Here is a 17,522-nt window from a genome sequence, read left to right on the forward strand (position 1 = left end):
ATGATCGTACGCGCCGCCACCGGCGCCCTCGCCGTCGTCCGCCGAGGGCGGACGCGGGACTCGGGGACCGGGCCGGGCGCGCGGATCAGGACGCGGCGGTGTGGAAGCGCAGCTGCGCCGCGATGAGGCCGTCGGAGGCGATCATCTCGATGGCGTCTGCCGCGTCCTCCAGCACGTTCGGCAGGACCTGCCGCTCCGTGGAGGAGAAGGGCTTCAGCACGAAGTCGGCGGCGTCCTGGCGACCGGGCGGGCGGCCGATGCCGATGCGCACGCGCGTGAAGTCGCCCGTCCCCGCGGAGGAGATGATGTCGCGGATCCCGTTGTGCCCGCCGTGCCCGCCGCCCTGCTTGAGCTTCATCGAGTCGAACGGGATGTCGAGCTCGTCGTGCGCGACGACGAGCTGCGCGGGCTCGAGCGAGAAGTACTTGAGGAGGTTCGCGACCGGCCCGCCGGACAGGTTCATGAACGAGCTCGGCTTCGCGAGGATGAGCTTCGGCCCGCCGGGAACCGCGCGCCCCTCCGCGACCTGCGCGTTGGAGCGGTGCGAGCGGAACGTCGCGCGCATCCGGTCGGCGAGGACGTCGAGCGCCATCTGGCCGACGTTGTGCCGCGTGCCCGCGTACTGCGGGCCGGGGTTGCCGAGGCCGACCACGAGCAGGGTCCGGTCGTCCACGTGCGCTCTCCTCGTCCGTCGATCGCATCCGGGGCGGATGCGCGGAGCCCGCCGGCCGCTGCCGGTGTCCCGGACGGCGGCCGACGGGCTCCGTGGTGCTGTCGTGCTGGTGGTGCGTGCGCGGCCGGGGCCGCGGCGGGTGCTACTTGTCGTCGCCGGACTGGTCGCCCGTGGCGCCGTCGTCGGTGACGTCGACCTCGGCGTCGCCCTCGGCCACGACGTCCTCGTCGACCGCGTCGGTCGTGAGGTCGAGCTGCGGCACGGAGATCGCGAGCACGAGCGTCTCGGGGTCGGTGACGAGCGTCGCGCCGGCGGGCAGGTCGACCTGGCCGGCCAGGATCTGCGTGCCCTCCTCGAAGCCCTCGATGGAGACGACGAAGCGCTCCGGGATGTGGGTGGCCTCGACGTCGACCGTGATGGACGTGTACTCGAGGTTGTGGATCGTGCCGGGGTAGGACTCGCCCTCGACGTGGATCGGGACCTCGACCTCGACGCGCTCGCCCTTGCGGACGACGATGAGGTCGACGTGCTCGATGATCTGGCGCACGGGGTCCTTCTGGACGTCCTTCACGAGCACCAGCTGGGGCGTGCCCGCGATGTCGAGCGTGATGATCTGGTTGGCCTTGCGGATGATGAGCATGAGCTCGTGGCCCGGCAGCGTGACGTGCTGCGGGTCGGTGCCGTGGCCGTAGATGACCGCGGGGATCTTGCCGACCGCGCGGATCTTGCGGGCCGCGCCCTTGCCGAACTGCGTGCGCAGCTCCGCGGAGAGGTTGTTGTCAACCATGGTGTCGCTCCAATTGCGGCCCGTGAGGGCTCGCGTCGTGTGTCTGTGTCTGCTCGAACGCTTGCGCGTGAGGAATGAGGTGCGAGCCCCGTCCACCGCGTCGATAACGGACCGCCGCCGCGCTCGCGCGCCGCCCTGCGATCCCTCGCCGAAGTTCAACCCCCGATGCTACCGGACGGACGGCTCCCCGGTCGACGCGTCGGGTGCGGCCGCCGGCGACGGGGATCCCGGCGCGGGCGGCGTGGACTGGCCGACCCGGAGGCGCAGCCCGTCGTGCACGCCGTCGACGACGTCCTCGAACGCGACCGGCGCGCCGAGCGTCGCCGAGACGTAGACGCTCACCACGGTCGCGAGCGACAGGAAGGCGTCGTCGACCGTGACCCCGGCCGGTCGGCCCGAGCGCAGGGCGTCGGCGATGTCGTCGTACTGGCGGTAGTGGCCCTCGAGGTAGGTGTTGTCGAGGCGCGGCGAGCGCGGCAGGTCCGCGGCGTGGATCTCCAGCTCGGCGTCGTTGCGCACGTCGGCCTGGGCGGGCACGCCCGACTCGGGCGCCGCGTGGAAGTAGGTGAGGGATCCGGCCTCGATCACGGCGGATCCGCGCGTGCCCTGCACCTGCACGCGGGAGTCGAGGCCCGGGTAGCCGGCTGTGGTCGCCTGCAGGGTCGCGAGGGCGCCGGAGGCGAAGCGGATCACGGCGACCGCGACGTCCTCGACCTCGATGCCGTCGTGCGCGAGCAGCGCGGTCTGCGCGTACACCTCGACCGGGCGGCCGAGGTAGGAGACGAGCAGGTCGAGCGTGTGCACGCCCTGGTTCATCAGCGCGCCGCCGCCGTCGAGGTCCCACGTGCCGCGCCAGTGGCCGGAGTCGTAGAAGCCCTGGCTGCGCCACCACGGCGCGCTGGCGACGGCCGTGGTGAGGCGGCCGAGGCGGCCGGAGCGCACGGCCCGGTCGACGACGACGCTCGACGGGTTGAAGCGGTGCTGGCTGATGACGGTCGAGAGGATCCCCCGGCCGGCGGCCTCGCGCGCGAGCTCGGCGATGCGGCGGCCCCGCGCGAGGTCGACGTCGAGCGGCTTCTCGATGACGACGTGGAGGCCGGCGGCGAGCGCCTCCTCGGCGAGGCCGATGTGCAGGCCGCTCGGGGTGCAGATGACGACGAGCTCTGCGGCGTCCTCACGGATCATGTCGCCGAGGTGCGCGAAGACGCGCGGGCGGTCGGCGCGCAGCTCGTCGACCACCACATCGGCGAGCTCGTCGGCGGTCGCGGCCGTGACGTCCACGAGCGCGGCGACGCGGAACTCCGGGTGCTCGGCGAGGACGCGCGCGTGATGCGTGCCGATGACGCCGCAGCCGACGATCGCGACGCGGATGGGCTCGTGGACGGCCGCCGCGGGGGCGCCCTCCTGGCCCGCGGACGGGGCCGCGTCGACGCGGTGCGCGTCGACGCGCGGCACGTCGGCGTCGGACCGCGCCTCGCGGACGACCGCGGGGACGTCCGCCTCGGGCACCGCGGCGGCGGGCTCGGACGCGGTGGCCGGCGCGCCGTCGACCCGGCCGGGCGACGCCGTGCGTGCTCCCGGCAGCAGCTCGCGGACGGCCGCGTCGGCGAGCGCGACGGGATCGTCGGTGATGTCGAGCGTGATCCCCTGCTCGTCGTCGCCGAGCGGCTCGAGCGTGCGCAGCTGCGACGCGAGGAGGCTCGTCGGCATGAAGTGGCCCTCGCGGCCGCCGAGGCGCTCGGCCAGCAGCTCGTGGTCGCCGGCCAGGTGCACGAAGACGGCGTCGGGCGCGGCGGCGCGGAGGATGTCGCGGTAGGAGCGCTTCAGCGCGCTGCACGCGACGACGGGTCCACCATCGGGGCGCCCGGCGAGCGCGCGGCCGACCTCCTCCAGCCAGGGCCGGCGGTCGTCGTCGTCGAGCGCGTGGCCCTCGGCCATCTTGCGGCGGTTGGCCTCCGGGTGGAGGTCGTCGCCGTCGATGAAGGGGACGCCGGCATCCTGCGCGAGCAGCTCGCCCACCGTCGACTTGCCGGATCCGGAGACCCCCATCACGATCACGGGCGGGAACGGGCGGACGGCGTCGATGCGGATCACTCCCTGCGGTTCGGTGAGGAACTCGTGCGGCGCGACCGTGCGGGTGCGCTCATCCATCCTACGAGACGCTCCCCGAGGCCCCGCTGACGGTAGGCAGCCCGGGCGTACCCTGAGCACGACTGTCGACAAGGAGGCATCAGATGTCAGATGACCAGCAGGCCACGGCGAACATCGGGGTGGTGGGGCTCGCGGTGATGGGGTCGAACCTCGCCCGCAACCTCGCCAGCCGCGAGGGCAACACGGTCGCGGTGTACAACCGCACGACCCAGAAGACCACCGACCTCGTCGAGGAGCACCCCGAGGCGGGCTTCGTCGCGGCCACGACGATCGAGGAGTTCGCCGCCTCGCTGCAGCGCCCCCGCACCGCGATCATCATGGTCAAGGCCGGACGCGGCACGGACGCCGTCATCGAGCAGCTGACCGAGGCGTTCGAGGAGGGCGACATCATCGTCGACGGCGGCAACGCGCTGTTCACCGACACGATCCGCCGCGAGAAGGAGGTCCGCGCGAAGGGCCTCCACTTCGTCGGCGCCGGCATCTCCGGCGGCGAGGAGGGCGCGCTCAAGGGCCCGAGCATCATGCCCGGCGGAACGGCAGAGGCGTACGAGACGCTCGGCCCGATCCTCGAGTCGATCGCCGCGGTCGCGGAGGGCAAGCCCTGCGTCACCCACATCGGCACCGACGGCGCCGGCCACTTCGTGAAGATGATCCACAACGGCATCGAGTACGCCGACATGCAGCTCATCGCGGAGTCCTTCGACCTGCTGCGCCGCGTCGGCGGCCACGAGCCGGACGCCATCGCCGACGTGTTCGAGGAGTGGAACGGGGGCGACCTCGAGTCGTACCTCATCGAGATCACCGCCGAGGTGCTCCGCCAGGAGGACGCCGCGACCGGGAAGCCGCTCGTCGACGTCATCGTCGACCAGGCCGGATCCAAGGGCACGGGCGTCTGGACCGTCCAGAACGCGGTGGGCCTCGGCGTGCCGGTGGGCGGGATCGCGGAGGCCGTGTTCGCGCGCGCCGTGTCCTCCAAGCCCGAGCAGCGGAAGGCCGTCCAGGCCACCATCACGAGCCGTCCGGAGATCCAGTCGGGCGGCGACACCTTCGAGGACGACGTGCGCGCCGCGCTCTACGCGAGCAAGGTCGTCGCGTACGCGCAGGGCTTCGACGCGATCATCGCGGGCGCGACGGAGTACGGCTGGGACATCGACAAGGGCAAGGTCGCGGAGATCTGGCGCGGCGGCTGCATCATCCGCGCGCAGTTCCTCAACCGGATCGTCGAGGCGTACGAGAAGGACTCCGGTCTCGCGACGCTGCTCGAGGACCCGTACTTCGCCAAGGCCGTCGCGGACGGCGAGCAGGCGTGGCGCCGGGTCGTCTCGGTCGCCGCGCTGTCGGGGATCCCGGTGCCCGGCTTCGCGTCGGCGCTGAGCTACTACGACTCGCTCGCCTCCGAGCGCCTGCCCGCCGCCCTCGTGCAGGGCCAGCGCGACTTCTTCGGCGCGCACACCTACCACCGCACCGACAGGGAGGGCACCTTCCACACGCTGTGGTCGGGCGACCGCTCCGAGGTCGAGGCGGAGGACACGCACTAGGCACGTCCCGCGCGACAGAGAGGCCCGCCGGTCATCGACCGGCGGGCCTCCGTGCGTCGCTGCTCAGTCGTGCCAGAACGTCAGGACCGGCGGATTCGGGTGCAGCCTGTCCTAGCCCGACGTGTACTCGTAGATCTTGTTGACCTGCGGGCCGAGGCACTCGTCGGAGCCGCGATCGGCGCCGATCCGCGAGCTGAACACCTCGCACGTCACCATCGCGAAGCTCAGCTGCGCGCTCGACCCCGGATACGCCTGGGCGTAGTACCTCCTCATGAAGTCCATCTTCTGGGTGCAGGTCTCTTTGTTCTCGTCGTCCTTGTAGATCTTCACCATGAGGCCCGTGCCGTACTGGCCGCCCGTCGCCGAGTTGTACACGCCGCACACGCGGTACCCCGACTCGGCGTGCGCGGCCGCGGCCGGCCCCATCACGGCGCCGGTCACCCCCAGCGCGATCGCGAGCAGCGCCGCGGGGGCGATCACCCTCGCGTGGATCCATGCCCTCATCTCTTCCGTCCTTCCGGGAACGCGGTGCAGGAGGCCACGGACCGATCGCCGCGGTCGCGCGCAGCCCAGGGAGGACTCCCCCCACGGCCGCGGGCTCCGTGCACCGCAGCCGCCTGCGCGCTCCCGGCAGCCCACGGGGCGTCTGCCACACTGGACCGGATGGACGACGACGAGCACCCCGAGCTCGCGGGCTACGAGCCGCACCGCCCGAAGAGCCTGCGCAGCCGGCGCACGCTGCTCGTGATGCGCGTGGTCGTCGTGGTCGGGATCGTGAGCCTGCTGCTCCCCGGCGTCGTCACCATGGTGCGCGTGGGTGCCAGCACGGCCGACATGGCCTGCGCCGACTTCGTCGCGTACGAGCGGCCCGACTCCCCGTCGTACGAGGTGCGGTTCCAGCTCTTCGGCCCCGGCGTCGTGGGCTACGAGTGCTACACGAAGTACGCATTCGGCGGCGACGAGCACATCGTGTCGCTCGGGCTCATCCCCTCGGGCCGCGTCGCGCGCGAGGTCGTCGAGCGGAACTCGCGGGACTGAACCCCGGGCGCCGGAGTCGCCGGCCCCGACCGCGCTGCTGGGGACTAGGCCGCGCCGTCGAACATGCTCGTGACGGATCCGTCGTCGAACACCTCGTGGATCGCGCGGGCCAGCAGCGGCGCGATGGGCAGCACCGTGAGCTTGTCCCAGCGCTTGTCCTCGGGGATCGGCAGCGTGTCGGTGACCACGACCGAGTCGATGTGCGGGCTGTCGAGGATCTGCGTGGCCGGGTCGGAGAAGACCGCGTGCGTGGCCGCGACGACGACGCCCGTGGCGCCGTTCTTCTTCAGGGCCTCGGCGGCGGAGACGATGGTGCGGCCGGTGTCGATCAGGTCGTCCACCAGGAGGCACACGCGGCCGGCGACGTCGCCGACGATCTCGTGGACGGTGACCTGGTTGTGCACCTTCGGGTCGCGGCGCTTGTGGATGATGGCGAGCGGCGCGCCGAGCTTGTCGCTCCAGATGTCGGCGACGCGCACGCGGCCCATGTCGGGCGAGACGACCGTGAGGGTCTTGGAGTCGAGCACGGAGCGCATGTGCTCGAGGAGCACGGGCATCGCGAAGAGGTGGTCGACGGGGCCGTCGAAGAAGCCCTGGATCTGCGCGGCGTGCAGGTCGACCGACATGATGCGGTCGGCACCGGCGGCCTTGAAGAGGTCGGCGACGAGGCGGGCGGAGATCGGCTCGCGGCCGCGGCCCTTCTTGTCCTGCCGGGCGTACGGGTAGAACGGGGCGACCACGGTGATCCGCTTGGCCGAGGCCCGCTTCATCGCGTCGACCATGATGAGCTGCTCCATGAGCCACTCGTTGATGGGCGCGGTGTGGGACTGGATGACGAACGCGTCGCTGCCGCGGACGCTCTCGTCGTACCGGATGTAGAGCTCGCCGTTGGCGAAGGTCCGCGCGTCGGTGTGCACGAGGGTCGTCTCGAGCTCCTCGGCGATCTGCTCGGCGAGCTCGGGGTGCGCGCGACCGGTGACGATCACGAGCCGCTTCTCTCCGGCGGTCTTGATTGCGGACACGGGACTCCGTCTCGTCAGTGCTGCTCGGTGTGCTCGGTCCCGGACGGATCGTCCTGGTGCCCCTCGGCCGCCTCGACGGCGGCCCGGGACTCGGGGGTACCCGGTCGCTTCGCCTCGGTCCAGCCGACCATGTTGCGTTGCGGCGCCACCGAGATGCCGAGTGCGCCGGGCGGGACGTCCTTGCGGATGACGGCACCGGCACCCGTGTAGGAGCCGGTACCGATCCTAACCGGTGCGACGAGGACGTTCCGCGAGCCGAGGTGCACGTGGTCGCCGACCTCCGTGCGGTGCTTGGAGACGCCGTCGTAGTTCGCGAAGACCGCGCCCGCGCCGATGTTGGTGTGCTCGCCGATGGTCGCGTCGCCCACGTAGCTGAGGTGCGGGACCTTGCTGCCCGCGCCGATCTCCACGTTCTTCGTCTCGACGTAGGCGCCGATCTTGCCGTCGTCGCCGAGGCGCGTGCCGGGGCGCAGGAAGGAGAACGGGCCGACCGTCGCGCGGGCCCCGATGACGGCCAGCTCCGCGTCGGTGCGGCGGACGGTCGCGTCCTCGCCGACCTCGGTGTCGCGGAGGGTGGTGTCGGGGCCGACCGTCGCGCCGGCGGCGACCGTGGACGCGCCGAGGATCTGCGTGCCCGGGAGGACCGTGACGTCGGCGGCGAGCGTCGCCTTGACGTCGATCCAGGTGGTGCGCGGATCCTGGATCGTCACGCCCGCGAGCTGCCAGCGGCGGATGATGCGCGCGTTCAGCTCGGTGGCCGCGGCCGTGAGCTGGACGCGGTCGTTGATGCCGGCGACGAGCCAGCTGTCGCGCACCGGCAGGCCCTCGATGGCGCCGCCCGCGCGGCGGATCACGTCGGCCGCGTCGGTGAGGTACTTCTCGCGCTGCGCGTTGTCGGTGCCGATCGCGCCGAGGGTCTGCCGGAGCGCCTCGGCGTCGAAGACGTAGACGCCCGCGTTGACCTCGTCGATGCGGAGCTGCTCGCCGGTCGCGTCCTTCTGCTCGACGATGGCCTCGAACGCGCCGTCCTGGCCGCGGATGATGCGGCCGTTGCCGGTCGGGTCGTCGAGGCGGGCGGTGAGGAGCGTGAGGTCGTTGCGCGCCTGGCGGTGCGCAGAGACGAGCGAGCGGAGCGTGGCGGCGTCGAGCAGGGGCACGTCGCCCGAGAGCACGACGACCTGGCCGGTGAAGCCGTCGGGCAGGGCCGTGATGCCCACCTCGACCGCGCGGCCGGTGCCGGGGATCTCGTCCTGGTCGACCACGAGGGCCTCGGGCGACAGCGCGCGCACGACCTCGACGACCTGGTCGCGATCGTGGCGCACGACCGTGACGATGTGGCGCGCGCCGAGCTCCTCGGCGGTCGCGAGCACGTGGCCGACGAGCGGCAGGCCCGCGAGCGGGTGCAGGACCTTCGGCAGGCGGGAGCGCATGCGGGTGCCCTGGCCGGCGGCGAGGATCACGACCGCGATGGAGGGGCTGCGCGGCTCGCCGTCGACGTCGAGCTCGCCCGTCACGATGGGGATCTCGCGCGTCGTCGGCGTGTCGTGGTCGGTCATGGCGATCTCCCTGGTCCTCGTGCGTCTGTCCGGCGCGGCCGGCGGGCGTGGCTCCGCCCCCAGGATTCGAACCTGGACCTCACAGCTCCAAAGGCTGAAGTGCTGCCGTTACACCAAGGCGGACCGCTCACGGTCCGGCCGTGCGCAGGACGAGTCTGCCAGAGGTGCCCGCGGGCGGAGACCGGCACGCGGCGGGTGGTCAGGCGTCGCGCGCGGCGCGGGCGGGAGCCCCCGGACCGGCATGATGGGGGGATGCCCAGCCGCGACGAGGTCGACCGCATCGTCGACGCGTGGCGGCGCGAGCGGCCCGACCTCGACTTCTCCCCGCTCGAGGTGCTGTCGCGGGTCGGCCGCCTGTCGCGGCTGCTGGAGCGCGCCCGGCGCTCGGCGTTCCAGGAGTCGGAGCTCGAGTCGTGGGAGTTCGACGTGCTGTCGGCGCTCCGGCGGGCGGGCGATCCCTACCAGCTGAGCCCCAAGGCCCTCCTGCAGCAGACGCTCGTCTCCTCCGGGACCATGACCAACCGCATCGACCGGCTCGTGGCGCGCGGGCTCGTGGAGCGGCGGACGGACCCGCACGACGGGCGCGGGATCCTCGTGATCATGTCGGACGCGGGCCGCACGCGCGTCGACACCGCGATCACCCGGCTCGTCGCCGAGGAGGCGGAGCTGCTGGAGACCCTGCCCGCGGCCGACCGCGACGTGCTCGCGGGGCTGCTGCGGCAGCTGATCCTCGACCTCGACGACGACGGGGCCTGACCCCCGACGCGCGCCGGCCTGCCGCACGGCTCAGGCGTGCGCGACGCAGCGGCGCGCGGCCGGGCGGATCTCGAGCCGGCCTGCGGGGATCGCCTCGCCGCAGACCTCGCAGCGCCCGTAGGTGCCGGCGTCGAGTCGCGCGACCGCGGCGTCGACGTCGGCGAGGCGCATGCGTGCCTCGCGGATCATCGCGTCGGACTGCGAGCGCTCGAACGCGAGGGTCGCGCCCTCGGGGTCGTGCTCGTCGTCGGAGTTCGCGTCCTGGCGGGCCTCGACGATCGCGGCCACGTCGCGGTCGAGGCCGCGGATGAGCGCGAGCGTGTCGGCGCGCACCGCCTCCAGGGCCGCGCGCGCGTCCGCCGGCGCGGCGTCGTCGGCCATGGATCCCGCGCTACGCGGCGACGAGCGCGTGCGCGTCCGCCATCAGCTCGACCGAGCGGAGGCGCTCGGGCGTCCGCTGCGACGCGTGCCCGACGATGACCTCGTCGACGCCCGCCTGCTCGGCGAACCGGTTGGCGTAGTCGGAGACCTCGGCGCCCGTGCCGACGGCCGTGTAGGTCATCATGCTGGCGACGTGCGCGCCGACCGGGGCCTCGAGGAGCCGGTCGAGCTCGTCGTCGCTGAAGGTCTGCGTGGCCGGGATCTGGCCGCTCTGTCGGAGCAGCATCATCAGGCGCGCACGGCGGACGCCGGCGAACTGGCGCTCGGCGTCGGCGCGGTCGTCGGCCGCGATGGCGTTGATGCCGGCGATCGCGTACGGCGCGTCGAGCTGCTCCGACGGGCGGAAGTCGCGGCGGTAGATCGCGATGGCGTCGAGCAGCATGTCGGGCGCGAAGTGCGACGCGAAGGCGAAGGGCAGGCCGAGGGCCGCCGCCAGCTGGGCGCCGAAGGTCGAGGATCCGAGGATGTAGAGGGGGACGCGCGTGCCGGCGCCGGGCGTCGCGGACACCCCGGGCACCTGGCTCTCGCCGGCGAGGAAGGCCTGCAGCTCGACGACGTCCTCCGGGAAGCGGTCCGAGGATCCGGGGTCGCGGCGGAGCGCGCGGAACGTGGCCTGGTCGCTGCCGGGGGCGCGGCCGAGGCCGAGGTCGATGCGGCCCGGGTGCAGCGTCTCGAGCGTCCCGAACTGCTCCGCGATGGTGAGCGGCGAGTGGTTCGGGAGCATGACGCCGCCGGACCCGAGCCGGATGGTGGACGTCTGGCTGGCGACGTGGGCGATGAGCACGCTCGTGGCGCTGGACGCGATCGACGCCATGTTGTGGTGCTCGGCGTACCAGACGCGACGGTAGCCGCTCCGCTCGGCCTGCTGGGCGAGGGCGACGGACGCGGCGAAGCTGTCGCGGGCGGTCTCCCCGGGGGCGATGGGGGCGAGGTCGAGGATGGAGAGCGGGACGGTCATGCTCATCTCAACAGCGCGGACGCCTCGACTGTTCCGAGCCCGTCCGGGGCGGGGGCGACGGGCGCGTCGGTCGTCGCCTCGTCGCAGCGAGCCGCGTCCGCGTCCGCGTCCGCGCGACGACGGCGCATGACCGACCACACGGCCACGGCGCCGGCGAGCGCCGCGCAGATCGCGGTGGCGACGGCGATCCGCGCCCCCACTCCCAGCCCGGCCGGCGTCAGCGGCAGCAGGATCTGCACGGCGAGCACGAGCATCACCCCGGCGATCACGGTGTCGAGCACGCGCCAGGCGGCCGGCCGGGCGAGCACGGGCGCGAAGACGCGGGCGGCCGTCGCGAGGAGCGTGAACCAGACGCAGCTGGCGACCATCGCGCCGACCCCGAACGCCCAGCGTCCGTCGCCGTGGCCGGCGGCGACGGATCCGACGAGGAGCACGGTGTCGAGGTAGACGTGCGGGTTCAGCCAGGTGAGCGCGAGGCACGCGGCCACCACGGCGCCGAGCGCGCGCGGTGCCGACGCGGCGACGGCGAGGCCCTCGGGCGCGACGGCGCGCAGCAGCGAGAGGGCCGCGTAGCCGGCGAGGAAGCAGGCGCCGAGGATGCGGATGACGACGATCGCGACGGGCGCCGCCTCGATGACCGCGCCGATCCCCGCGACGCCGAGGCCGATGAGGATCACGTCGGAGACCGCGCAGATGAGGACGACGACGAGCACGTGCTCGCGCCGCGTGCCCTGCCGGAGGATGAAGGCGTTCTGCGCGCCGATCGCCGCGATGAGCGAGAAGCCGAGGCCGAAGCCGGAGAGCGCGTGCGCGAGCGGGTGCATGGCCTCCACGCTAGGCACCGGGCACGCATCAGACCAGCTCATGTTCCTGCGGCACCATTAGCATCGCTGATGATGGACATCCGCACCGAGCACCTGCGCACCCTGGCCGCCGTCATCGACACGGGCACGCTCGACGCGGCCGCCCGGGCGCTCCGGCTGACGCCCTCCGCGGTGAGCCAGCGGATCACGGCGCTCGAGCGCAGCGCCGGACGCGTCCTCCTCCGCCGCACGCGACCCGCGACCACCACCGAGGCGGGCGATGCCGTGCTGCGGCACGCACGCCAGGTGCTGCTGCTCGAGCGCGACCTCGACGGGCTGCTCGGCGTGGGCGACGGCGAGGCACCCCGCGCGGGGACGGCGGCCGTGCCCGTGGTCGTGAACGGCGACTCGCTCGCGTCGTGGCTGCTGCCCGCGTTCGCCGCGCTCGCGGCCGAGACCGGCCAGGCGGTGGAGGTGCTGCGCGAGGACGAGCACCACTCCCTCGACCTGCTGCGCGACGGATCCGCGATGGCCGCCGTCACGAGCGTGAAGGACCCCGTGCAGGGCTGCACCTCGGAGCGCCTCGGCCGGATGCGGTACCGCGCGCTCGCGACGCCCGCATACGTCGCCGCGCACCTGCCCGACGGTCCCACTCCGAGCGCGCTGGCGGTCGCGCCGCTCGTGATGTTCGACCGCAAGGACGCCATGCAGGACCGCTGGCTGCGCGGCCGCCGCGCGTCCGCGGGACAGCCCCGGCACTACGTGCCGTCGTCGGCCGAGTTCGTCACCGCGGTCACGCTCGGCATGGGCTGGGGCATGCTGCCCGACCTGCAGAGCGAGGAGCTCGTCGCGTCGGGCGCGCTCGTGCCGCTCGACGCCGGATCCCACGTGGACGTGGCGCTGCACTGGCAGCGCTGGAGCGTCGACTCCCCCGTGCTCGCCGACCTCACCCGGCACGTGCGAGCCGCGGCCGCCTCGCTGAGGTAGCGGGGCGGCCGCGGGTCACGCCGAGGGGACCGCGTCAGCGCCGCAGCGCCGCCCGCGCCATCCGGTTGCCGGCGAACTGCACCACCTGCACGAGCACGATGATGATGAGCACGGCCGCCCACGTCACGACCGGCTCGAACTGCCGGTAGCCGTAGACGATCGCGAAGTTGCCGAGGCCCCCGGCGCCGATCGCACCGGCGACCGCGGTCATGTCGACGATGCCGACGAAGATGAACGTGTAGCCGAGGATCAGCGGGCCGAGCGCCTCCGGGATCAGCAGCGTGAAGATGATCCGCACCGGGCTCGCGCCCACGGACCGGGCGGCCTCGATCACGCCCGGCTGCACGGTGAGCAGGTTCTGCTCGACGATGCGGCTGATCGCGAAGGACGCCCCCAGCGACAGCGTGAAGATGATCGCCGGCTGCCCGATGCCGTTGCCCGTGACCAGGCGGGCGAGGGGCTGGGCCGCGACCAGGAAGATCACGAACGGGATCGGCCGGAAGGTGTTGACGACCAGGTTGAGGACGGCGAACACGGCGCGGTTCGGCAGCAGGCTGCCGGCGCGCGTGAGGTAGAGCCCGAGGCCCATGATCAGGCCGCCGAGCCCGCCGAACAGGAGCGTGAGCAGCACCATCACGAGCGTCTCGACCGTCGACCGGCCGAGGAGCGGCAGGAGCGGGGTCAGCGCGTCCATCTCAGACCACCTCCGTCACGGTGACGCCGGCGCGGTCGGCCGCGAGCACCTCGTCGATGCGCGCGGGGTCGCCCCCGAGCGCGAGGGTCAGGTTGCCGAACGTGCGGCCCTGGATGTCGGTGATGCCGCCGTGCACGACCTCGAACGCGATGCCCGCATCCGCGAGCGCCCGGAACACCTCGGCCTGCGTCGCGCCGCCGTCCGCGAAGGACAGCGTGACGAGGCGCCCCGGGTGACGGCTGCGGAGGCGCTGGACCTCGTGCGGCTCGGGCACGCCCGCGACCACGGTCGACACGAAGCGGCGCGCGGCATCGCTCGTCGGCCGGGAGAACACGTCGAAGACCTGGCCCTGCTCGATGACGCGGCCCGAGTCCATGACGGCCACGCGGTCGGCGATGGACTTGATGACCTCCATCTCGTGCGTGATGACGACGATGGTGACGCCGAGCTCCTCGTTGACCCGGCGCAGCAGCGCGAGGACCTCGCTCGTGGTCTCGGGATCCAGGGCGCTCGTGGCCTCGTCGGCCAGGAGGATCGCGGGGCTCGTGGCGAGCGCACGGGCGATGCCGACGCGCTGCTTCTGGCCGCCGGACAGCTCGTCGGGCCGGGCGTGCGCCTTGTCGGCGAGGCCGACGAAGTGCAGCAGGTCGCTGATCCGCCGCTGCTGCTGGTCCTTCGGCATGCCGGCCACCGTGAGCGGGTACGCGACGTTGCCCCACACCGTCTTCGAGGTGAAGAGGTTGAACTGCTGGAACACCATGCCGATGCCGAGGCGCAGCTTCCGCAGCTCGCGCTCGGGGAGGGCCTGGATCTCCCGCCCGTCGACCGCGACGGTGCCGGCGGTCGGCCGCTCGAGCGCGTTCACGAGCCGCACGAGCGTGCTCTTGCCCGCGCCGGAGTAGCCGATGATGCCGAACACCTCGCCGCGGCGGATGTCGAGGTCGACGTCGGCGAGGGCGTGGAGCCCCGCCTCCCCCTTCGCGCGGGGCGGGTACTGCTTGCCGACGCCGCGCAGGGAGACGTGCGGGGCGTCCGTCATCGAGCCGCCTTCTTCTCGGCGACGGCCTTCTCGGTGGTGGTGAGGAGGCTCTGCAGCTCGTCGGCCGGGGTCTGCAGCGGGATGGCGGTGCCGCCCGAGTTCTCGACGACCGCGTCCACGACGGCGGGGGTGTCCCGGAAGATCTGCGCGAGCTTGAGGTAGGTCTCGTTCTCGGCGTCGGCGGCGCGGGCCGCGAAGACGTTGACGTAGGCGAGCGCCTTCGGGTCGCTGGGGTCGTCCTGCGCGATCGCGTCGCCGGCGGTGAGGCCGGCGTCGGTGACGAAGTCGTTGTTGATGATGACGGCGTCCGCGTCCGGCAGCGAGGTGGCGGTGAGCGCGGCGTCCACCGTGGTGACGCTGACCTGCGAGGCGCCCTGGTCGATGTCGTCGAGCGTGGAGACGCTGGATCCGCCGCCCTTCAGCGTCAGGAGGCCCTCGCGCTGGAGCAGGAGGAGGCCGCGCGCGAGGTTCGACTCGTCGTTGGGCAGGATCACGGTGCCGCCCTGCGGGATGTCGGCGACCGACGCGTGCTTCGACGAGTACAGCCCGAGCGGGTAGATCGCCGTGGCGCCGATGGGCGTGAGGTCCTCGCCCGCGCCCTCGTTGTACTGCGCGAGGTAGACGAGGTGCTGGAACTGGTCGAGGTCGATCTCGCCCTCGCTGAGCGCCGGGTTCACCTGCGGGTACTCGGTGAAGTCGACGATCTCCACGTCGATGCCCTCCTCCTTCGCCGCCTCGACGAACAGGGGCCACTGCGGATCGCTCGCGCCGACGACGCCGATCTTCACGGCCTTGCCGCCGCCCGCGAACGCGCCGGTGGCGAAGAGGACGGCCGCGACGATCGCGACGACGACGACGACCGCGCCGATGATGAGTCCGAGGCGGTTCCTCCGCTTCGGGGCGTCGATCAGGGGTGCCTGGGTGGTCATGGTGGTCCTCTCGGTGGTGCGGGGCCGGTGCTGTCCGGTGGTGGCGCGGATGCGGTCGTGCGGGGATGCGGTCGTGCGTATGCGGTCGTGCGGGGATGCGGTGGCGGCCGGATGGCGCGCGGGTGCGCGCGCCGACGAGGTCGAGCGGAGGCACCAGGACGTCCGGACGGGATGCCTCGCGGGAGGAGTCGGGACGACGCTCCCGCCTGCGGTGCGGGACGCCGACGACGGCCGGTGGCCGCGTCCCTGCAGCACCTCGACGGTAGGCGGACGGACGGGGCGTGTCGAACCGGGCCGTAACACGGGGACACCCCGCATCGCCCGCGGGATGTGGCAGTGTCAGCCACGGAGGTGCCCATGCACGAGGACGACGACGCCGTCTCCGCGCTCCCCGTCGAGGAGCTGCGACGCCGCGTCTACGCGCAGGGGGCCGACGAGGCCGACGAGCGGTGGATCCGCGCGGCCGCCGAGCTCACCCGCCGCGAGCGCGCGTCCCGGCCCGCCGCGGGCGACGCCGTCCTCGCGGCGGGAGCGGGCGCCGGCGCCGGCGGGCGGGCGGATGCTGCGGCCCCCGCGGCGGCGGACGACGGGTCCTCCGACGACGACGACGACGACGACACCGCGACCTCCGCCGCCCCTCCCCGCGGATCCCGACGCGTCCTCGTCGGGATCGCCGCCGCCGCGCTGGCCGTCGGCCTCGCCGCGGGCGGGGCGGTGGGCGCATCGCTCGGCGCCGGATCCGCAGCGACGACGTCCGCCGACAGCACCCCGAGCCCCGGCGCGGATGCGCCGCCGGTCGCCGCGGGATCCACCCCGGCGGCCGCCGCGAGCCCCGACGGCCCCGCGCTCCTCGGCCCCGACTCCCTCTCCGACCAGCGCAGCCGCCCGGTCGGCGCGATCTTCGACGGCCCGCAGGAGGACGGCGACCGCCCGCCCAAGGCCGTCCGCGCCGACGTCGACGCCACCACGATCCGCGCCGTGCAGAGGAGCGTCGGCCTGTACGCCGGGCTCACCGTGTCGGGCGACCTGTGCCTTCTGGTGTTCCCGAGCGACGGCGCGGGCGTCGTCACGTGCGCGTCGCCCGACAGCATCGCCTCCGACGGCCTCCGCATCGCGTGGACCACCGAGTTCCCGTCGCGCAACCGCGACGGCTCGACGGGCCTGATCACGGGCGACGTGACGGCGACCTGGTCGGGCGACGACCTCATCACGCTCACCACGCCGGACCGCATCCTCGCGTACTGATCGGCGTCTCCGGGACCGCGTCGGACGTGTGGGAGGGTCGTCGCGGGAAGGGGCCACCACCATGGACGCACGCGCATCGGGGTCGGACGACGACCTCACCACGCTCCCGCTCGACGCGCTCCGTCAGCTCGTCTACGCGGAGGGCACCGACGAGACCGACGAGCGGTGGATCCGCGCGGCCGCCGAGCTGACCCGCCGCGAGCGCGCGGCCTCCCCCGCCACCCGCCCGGCGGATGCGGACGGACCGGACGCGGAGAGCGACGAGGCCGACGCGGCGGATCCGCCCGCGCGCTCCCGTCGGACGCTCGCGTGGGCCGGCGGCGCCCTCGTCGTCGGACTGCTCGCCGGCGCGGGCATCGCCACCGGGGTCGGCGGATCCACGGAACCGTCCGCCGGCGCGACTGCGACCCCCTCGGCCGCAGTCACCGACGAGGCCGCGCCGCCGCCGGATCCCGCGGGAGTGCGGTCGCTGCTCGGCACCGACATCAGCCGCACCTCGGACCCGATCGCGGTCGACGCGATCCTCGCCGCTCCGCAGACGGAGGCCGACACGCCGCCGCGCTCGCCGGGCGGCGACATCGACCTCACGTCCATCCGCGGGGTGCAGACGAGCGTGGGCCTCTACGTCGCGCGCACGATCTCCGGCGACGCGTGCCTGCTCGTCTACCCGTGGACGGGATCCGCCCCGGCGGCGGGGAACAGCCCCGGTTCGGGCGTCGCGTCCTGCGCGCCGCCCGCGCAGCTCGCCGTCTCGGGCCTCGAGATCACGTGGATCGCGGACGTCCCGGCGCGGGCCTTCGACGGCAGCGTGCGGATGTCCGGAGGCGGCCTCAGCGTCGTCTGGTCGCCCGACGGCACGCTGACGCTGAGCTCGCCGGACGTCCTGCTCGCCTACTGACCCCGCG

Annotated in this window: 18 protein-coding genes and 1 tRNA gene; 6 read left to right on the forward strand and 13 right to left on the reverse strand. The window is 73.4% G+C overall.

Annotated features, from left to right (window positions below; translation table 11 throughout):
- Positions 1-85 precede the first annotated feature (85 nt).
- The 3 genes from pth to FGD68_RS13775 all read right to left on the reverse strand — a co-directional run bounded on the left by pth (position 86) and on the right by FGD68_RS13775 (position 3,611).
- Entirely contained in the window at positions 86-673 is a 588-nt protein-coding gene (pth, locus tag FGD68_RS13765; protein WP_012038959.1) for an aminoacyl-tRNA hydrolase, read from the reverse strand.
- 142 nt (positions 674-815) lie between these two features.
- The gene (locus FGD68_RS13770; RefSeq protein ID WP_104234956.1) at positions 816-1,460 is read right to left on the reverse strand and encodes a 50S ribosomal protein L25/general stress protein Ctc; all 645 of its coding nucleotides are present in this window, start codon (positions 1,458-1,460) and stop codon (positions 816-818) included.
- Positions 1,461-1,628: 168 nt separating this feature from the next.
- Positions 1,629-3,611 carry a gluconokinase, GntK/IdnK-type gene (locus FGD68_RS13775; protein ID WP_237609571.1) on the reverse strand — a complete coding sequence of 661 codons (1,983 nt, stop codon included), beginning with the start codon at positions 3,609-3,611 and terminating at the stop codon, positions 1,629-1,631.
- An 83-nt stretch (positions 3,612-3,694) separates the two neighbouring features.
- Here FGD68_RS13775 and gndA point away from each other — a divergent pair, with 83 nt between their 5' ends.
- Entirely contained in the window at positions 3,695-5,149 is a 1,455-nt protein-coding gene (gndA, locus tag FGD68_RS13780) for an NADP-dependent phosphogluconate dehydrogenase (protein ID WP_119373162.1), read from the forward strand.
- A gap of 111 nt (positions 5,150-5,260) precedes the next feature.
- Here the strand turns inward: gndA and FGD68_RS13785 are convergent, their stop codons facing one another.
- Positions 5,261-5,653 carry a hypothetical protein gene (locus FGD68_RS13785; protein WP_147361667.1) on the reverse strand — a complete coding sequence of 131 codons (393 nt, stop codon included), beginning with the start codon at positions 5,651-5,653 and terminating at the stop codon, positions 5,261-5,263.
- A gap of 159 nt (positions 5,654-5,812) precedes the next feature.
- Here FGD68_RS13785 and FGD68_RS13790 point away from each other — a divergent pair, with 159 nt between their 5' ends.
- A complete protein-coding gene (locus FGD68_RS13790) occupies positions 5,813-6,187 on the forward strand; it encodes a hypothetical protein (RefSeq protein ID WP_104234960.1) in 375 nt (124 codons plus the stop codon).
- A gap of 44 nt (positions 6,188-6,231) precedes the next feature.
- Here FGD68_RS13790 and FGD68_RS13795 read toward each other — a convergent pair whose 3' ends face one another.
- The 3 genes from FGD68_RS13795 to FGD68_RS13805 form a co-directional block, all read right to left on the reverse strand.
- Positions 6,232-7,209 carry a ribose-phosphate diphosphokinase gene (locus FGD68_RS13795; protein ID WP_012038964.1) on the reverse strand — a complete coding sequence of 326 codons (978 nt, stop codon included), beginning with the start codon at positions 7,207-7,209 and terminating at the stop codon, positions 6,232-6,234.
- Between the two features lie 14 nt (positions 7,210-7,223).
- Complete coding sequence (gene glmU / locus FGD68_RS13800) at positions 7,224-8,765, reverse strand: bifunctional UDP-N-acetylglucosamine diphosphorylase/glucosamine-1-phosphate N-acetyltransferase GlmU (RefSeq protein WP_119373160.1); 1,542 nt, start codon at positions 8,763-8,765, stop codon at positions 7,224-7,226.
- Between the two features lie 48 nt (positions 8,766-8,813).
- Positions 8,814-8,888, reverse strand: a tRNA-Gln gene (locus tag FGD68_RS13805).
- 129 nt (positions 8,889-9,017) lie between these two features.
- On the opposite strand from FGD68_RS13805, the gene FGD68_RS13810 reads away from it, so the two are divergent.
- A complete protein-coding gene (locus FGD68_RS13810) occupies positions 9,018-9,521 on the forward strand; it encodes a MarR family winged helix-turn-helix transcriptional regulator (RefSeq protein ID WP_119373159.1) in 504 nt (167 codons plus the stop codon).
- A gap of 30 nt (positions 9,522-9,551) precedes the next feature.
- Here FGD68_RS13810 and FGD68_RS13815 read toward each other — a convergent pair whose 3' ends face one another.
- Genes FGD68_RS13815 through FGD68_RS13825 form a run of 3 tightly spaced genes read right to left on the reverse strand, consistent with a single transcriptional unit; the run spans position 9,552 to position 11,744 of the window.
- Positions 9,552-9,902 (reverse strand): TraR/DksA family transcriptional regulator, encoded by a 351-nt coding sequence (locus tag FGD68_RS13815; protein ID WP_237609572.1) that lies wholly within the window; start codon positions 9,900-9,902, stop codon positions 9,552-9,554.
- A 10-nt stretch (positions 9,903-9,912) separates the two neighbouring features.
- Positions 9,913-10,920: an LLM class flavin-dependent oxidoreductase gene (locus FGD68_RS13820; protein WP_119373842.1), complete on the reverse strand. Its 1,008-nt coding sequence runs from the start codon at positions 10,918-10,920 to the stop codon at positions 9,913-9,915.
- Between the two features lie 2 nt (positions 10,921-10,922).
- Positions 10,923-11,744: a LysE/ArgO family amino acid transporter gene (locus FGD68_RS13825; protein ID WP_317207882.1), complete on the reverse strand. Its 822-nt coding sequence runs from the start codon at positions 11,742-11,744 to the stop codon at positions 10,923-10,925.
- A 69-nt stretch (positions 11,745-11,813) separates the two neighbouring features.
- Here FGD68_RS13825 and FGD68_RS13830 point away from each other — a divergent pair, with 69 nt between their 5' ends.
- Positions 11,814-12,710, forward strand: coding sequence for a LysR family transcriptional regulator ArgP (locus tag FGD68_RS13830; protein WP_119373464.1), 897 nt, complete (start codon positions 11,814-11,816; stop codon positions 12,708-12,710).
- Between the two features lie 34 nt (positions 12,711-12,744).
- On the opposite strand, the gene FGD68_RS13835 is transcribed toward FGD68_RS13830, so the two are convergent.
- The 3 genes from FGD68_RS13835 to FGD68_RS13845 are packed head-to-tail and all read right to left on the reverse strand — an operon-like array spanning position 12,745 to position 15,372.
- On the reverse strand, positions 12,745-13,404 hold the full coding sequence (locus tag FGD68_RS13835; RefSeq protein WP_119373465.1) for a methionine ABC transporter permease: 660 nt from the start codon (positions 13,402-13,404) through the stop codon (positions 12,745-12,747).
- Position 13,405: 1 nt separating this feature from the next.
- On the reverse strand, positions 13,406-14,443 hold the full coding sequence (locus FGD68_RS13840) for a methionine ABC transporter ATP-binding protein (RefSeq protein WP_119373466.1): 1,038 nt from the start codon (positions 14,441-14,443) through the stop codon (positions 13,406-13,408).
- Positions 14,440-15,372 (reverse strand): MetQ/NlpA family ABC transporter substrate-binding protein, encoded by a 933-nt coding sequence (locus FGD68_RS13845; RefSeq protein WP_119373467.1) that lies wholly within the window; start codon positions 15,370-15,372, stop codon positions 14,440-14,442. Before FGD68_RS13845 ends, FGD68_RS13840 begins: the two co-directional genes overlap by 4 nt.
- Before the next feature lie 357 nt (positions 15,373-15,729).
- On the opposite strand from FGD68_RS13845, the gene FGD68_RS13850 reads away from it, so the two are divergent.
- Together FGD68_RS13850 and FGD68_RS13855 are read left to right on the forward strand one after the other, a co-directional pair.
- Complete coding sequence (locus FGD68_RS13850; RefSeq protein WP_237609573.1) at positions 15,730-16,617, forward strand: hypothetical protein; 888 nt, start codon at positions 15,730-15,732, stop codon at positions 16,615-16,617.
- 61 nt (positions 16,618-16,678) lie between these two features.
- Positions 16,679-17,515: a hypothetical protein gene (locus FGD68_RS13855; protein ID WP_237609574.1), complete on the forward strand. Its 837-nt coding sequence runs from the start codon at positions 16,679-16,681 to the stop codon at positions 17,513-17,515.
- The last annotated feature ends 7 nt before the right edge of the window (positions 17,516-17,522 follow it).

The sequence above is a fragment of the Clavibacter californiensis genome, from assembly GCF_021952865.1.
GTDB lineage: Bacteria > Actinomycetota > Actinomycetes > Actinomycetales > Microbacteriaceae > Clavibacter > Clavibacter californiensis.

What these genes read in the sequence shown, in the direction of transcription:
- FGD68_RS13770 (WP_104234956.1), bottom strand. Translation starts at nt 1,460, where the DNA reads ATGGTTGACAACAACCTCTCCGCGGAGCTGCGCACGCAGTTCGGCAAG.
- FGD68_RS13775 (WP_237609571.1), bottom strand. Translation starts at nt 3,611, where the DNA reads ATGGATGAGCGCACCCGCACGGTCGCGCCGCACGAGTTCCTCACCGAA.
- gndA (WP_119373162.1), top strand. Translation starts at nt 3,695, where the DNA reads ATGTCAGATGACCAGCAGGCCACGGCGAACATCGGGGTGGTGGGGCTC.
- FGD68_RS13785 (WP_147361667.1), bottom strand. Translation starts at nt 5,653, where the DNA reads ATGAGGGCATGGATCCACGCGAGGGTGATCGCCCCCGCGGCGCTGCTC.
- FGD68_RS13790 (WP_104234960.1), top strand. Translation starts at nt 5,813, where the DNA reads ATGGACGACGACGAGCACCCCGAGCTCGCGGGCTACGAGCCGCACCGC.
- glmU (WP_119373160.1), bottom strand. Translation starts at nt 8,765, where the DNA reads ATGACCGACCACGACACGCCGACGACGCGCGAGATCCCCATCGTGACG.
- FGD68_RS13810 (WP_119373159.1), top strand. Translation starts at nt 9,018, where the DNA reads ATGCCCAGCCGCGACGAGGTCGACCGCATCGTCGACGCGTGGCGGCGC.
- FGD68_RS13815 (WP_237609572.1), bottom strand. Translation starts at nt 9,902, where the DNA reads ATGGCCGACGACGCCGCGCCGGCGGACGCGCGCGCGGCCCTGGAGGCG.
- FGD68_RS13820 (WP_119373842.1), bottom strand. Translation starts at nt 10,920, where the DNA reads ATGACCGTCCCGCTCTCCATCCTCGACCTCGCCCCCATCGCCCCCGGG.
- FGD68_RS13825 (WP_317207882.1), bottom strand. Translation starts at nt 11,744, where the DNA reads ATGCACCCGCTCGCGCACGCGCTCTCCGGCTTCGGCCTCGGCTTCTCG.
- FGD68_RS13830 (WP_119373464.1), top strand. Translation starts at nt 11,814, where the DNA reads ATGATGGACATCCGCACCGAGCACCTGCGCACCCTGGCCGCCGTCATC.
- FGD68_RS13835 (WP_119373465.1), bottom strand. Translation starts at nt 13,404, where the DNA reads ATGGACGCGCTGACCCCGCTCCTGCCGCTCCTCGGCCGGTCGACGGTC.
- FGD68_RS13840 (WP_119373466.1), bottom strand. Translation starts at nt 14,443, where the DNA reads ATGACGGACGCCCCGCACGTCTCCCTGCGCGGCGTCGGCAAGCAGTAC.
- FGD68_RS13845 (WP_119373467.1), bottom strand. Translation starts at nt 15,372, where the DNA reads ATGACCACCCAGGCACCCCTGATCGACGCCCCGAAGCGGAGGAACCGC.
- FGD68_RS13850 (WP_237609573.1), top strand. Translation starts at nt 15,730, where the DNA reads ATGCACGAGGACGACGACGCCGTCTCCGCGCTCCCCGTCGAGGAGCTG.
- FGD68_RS13855 (WP_237609574.1), top strand. Translation starts at nt 16,679, where the DNA reads ATGGACGCACGCGCATCGGGGTCGGACGACGACCTCACCACGCTCCCG.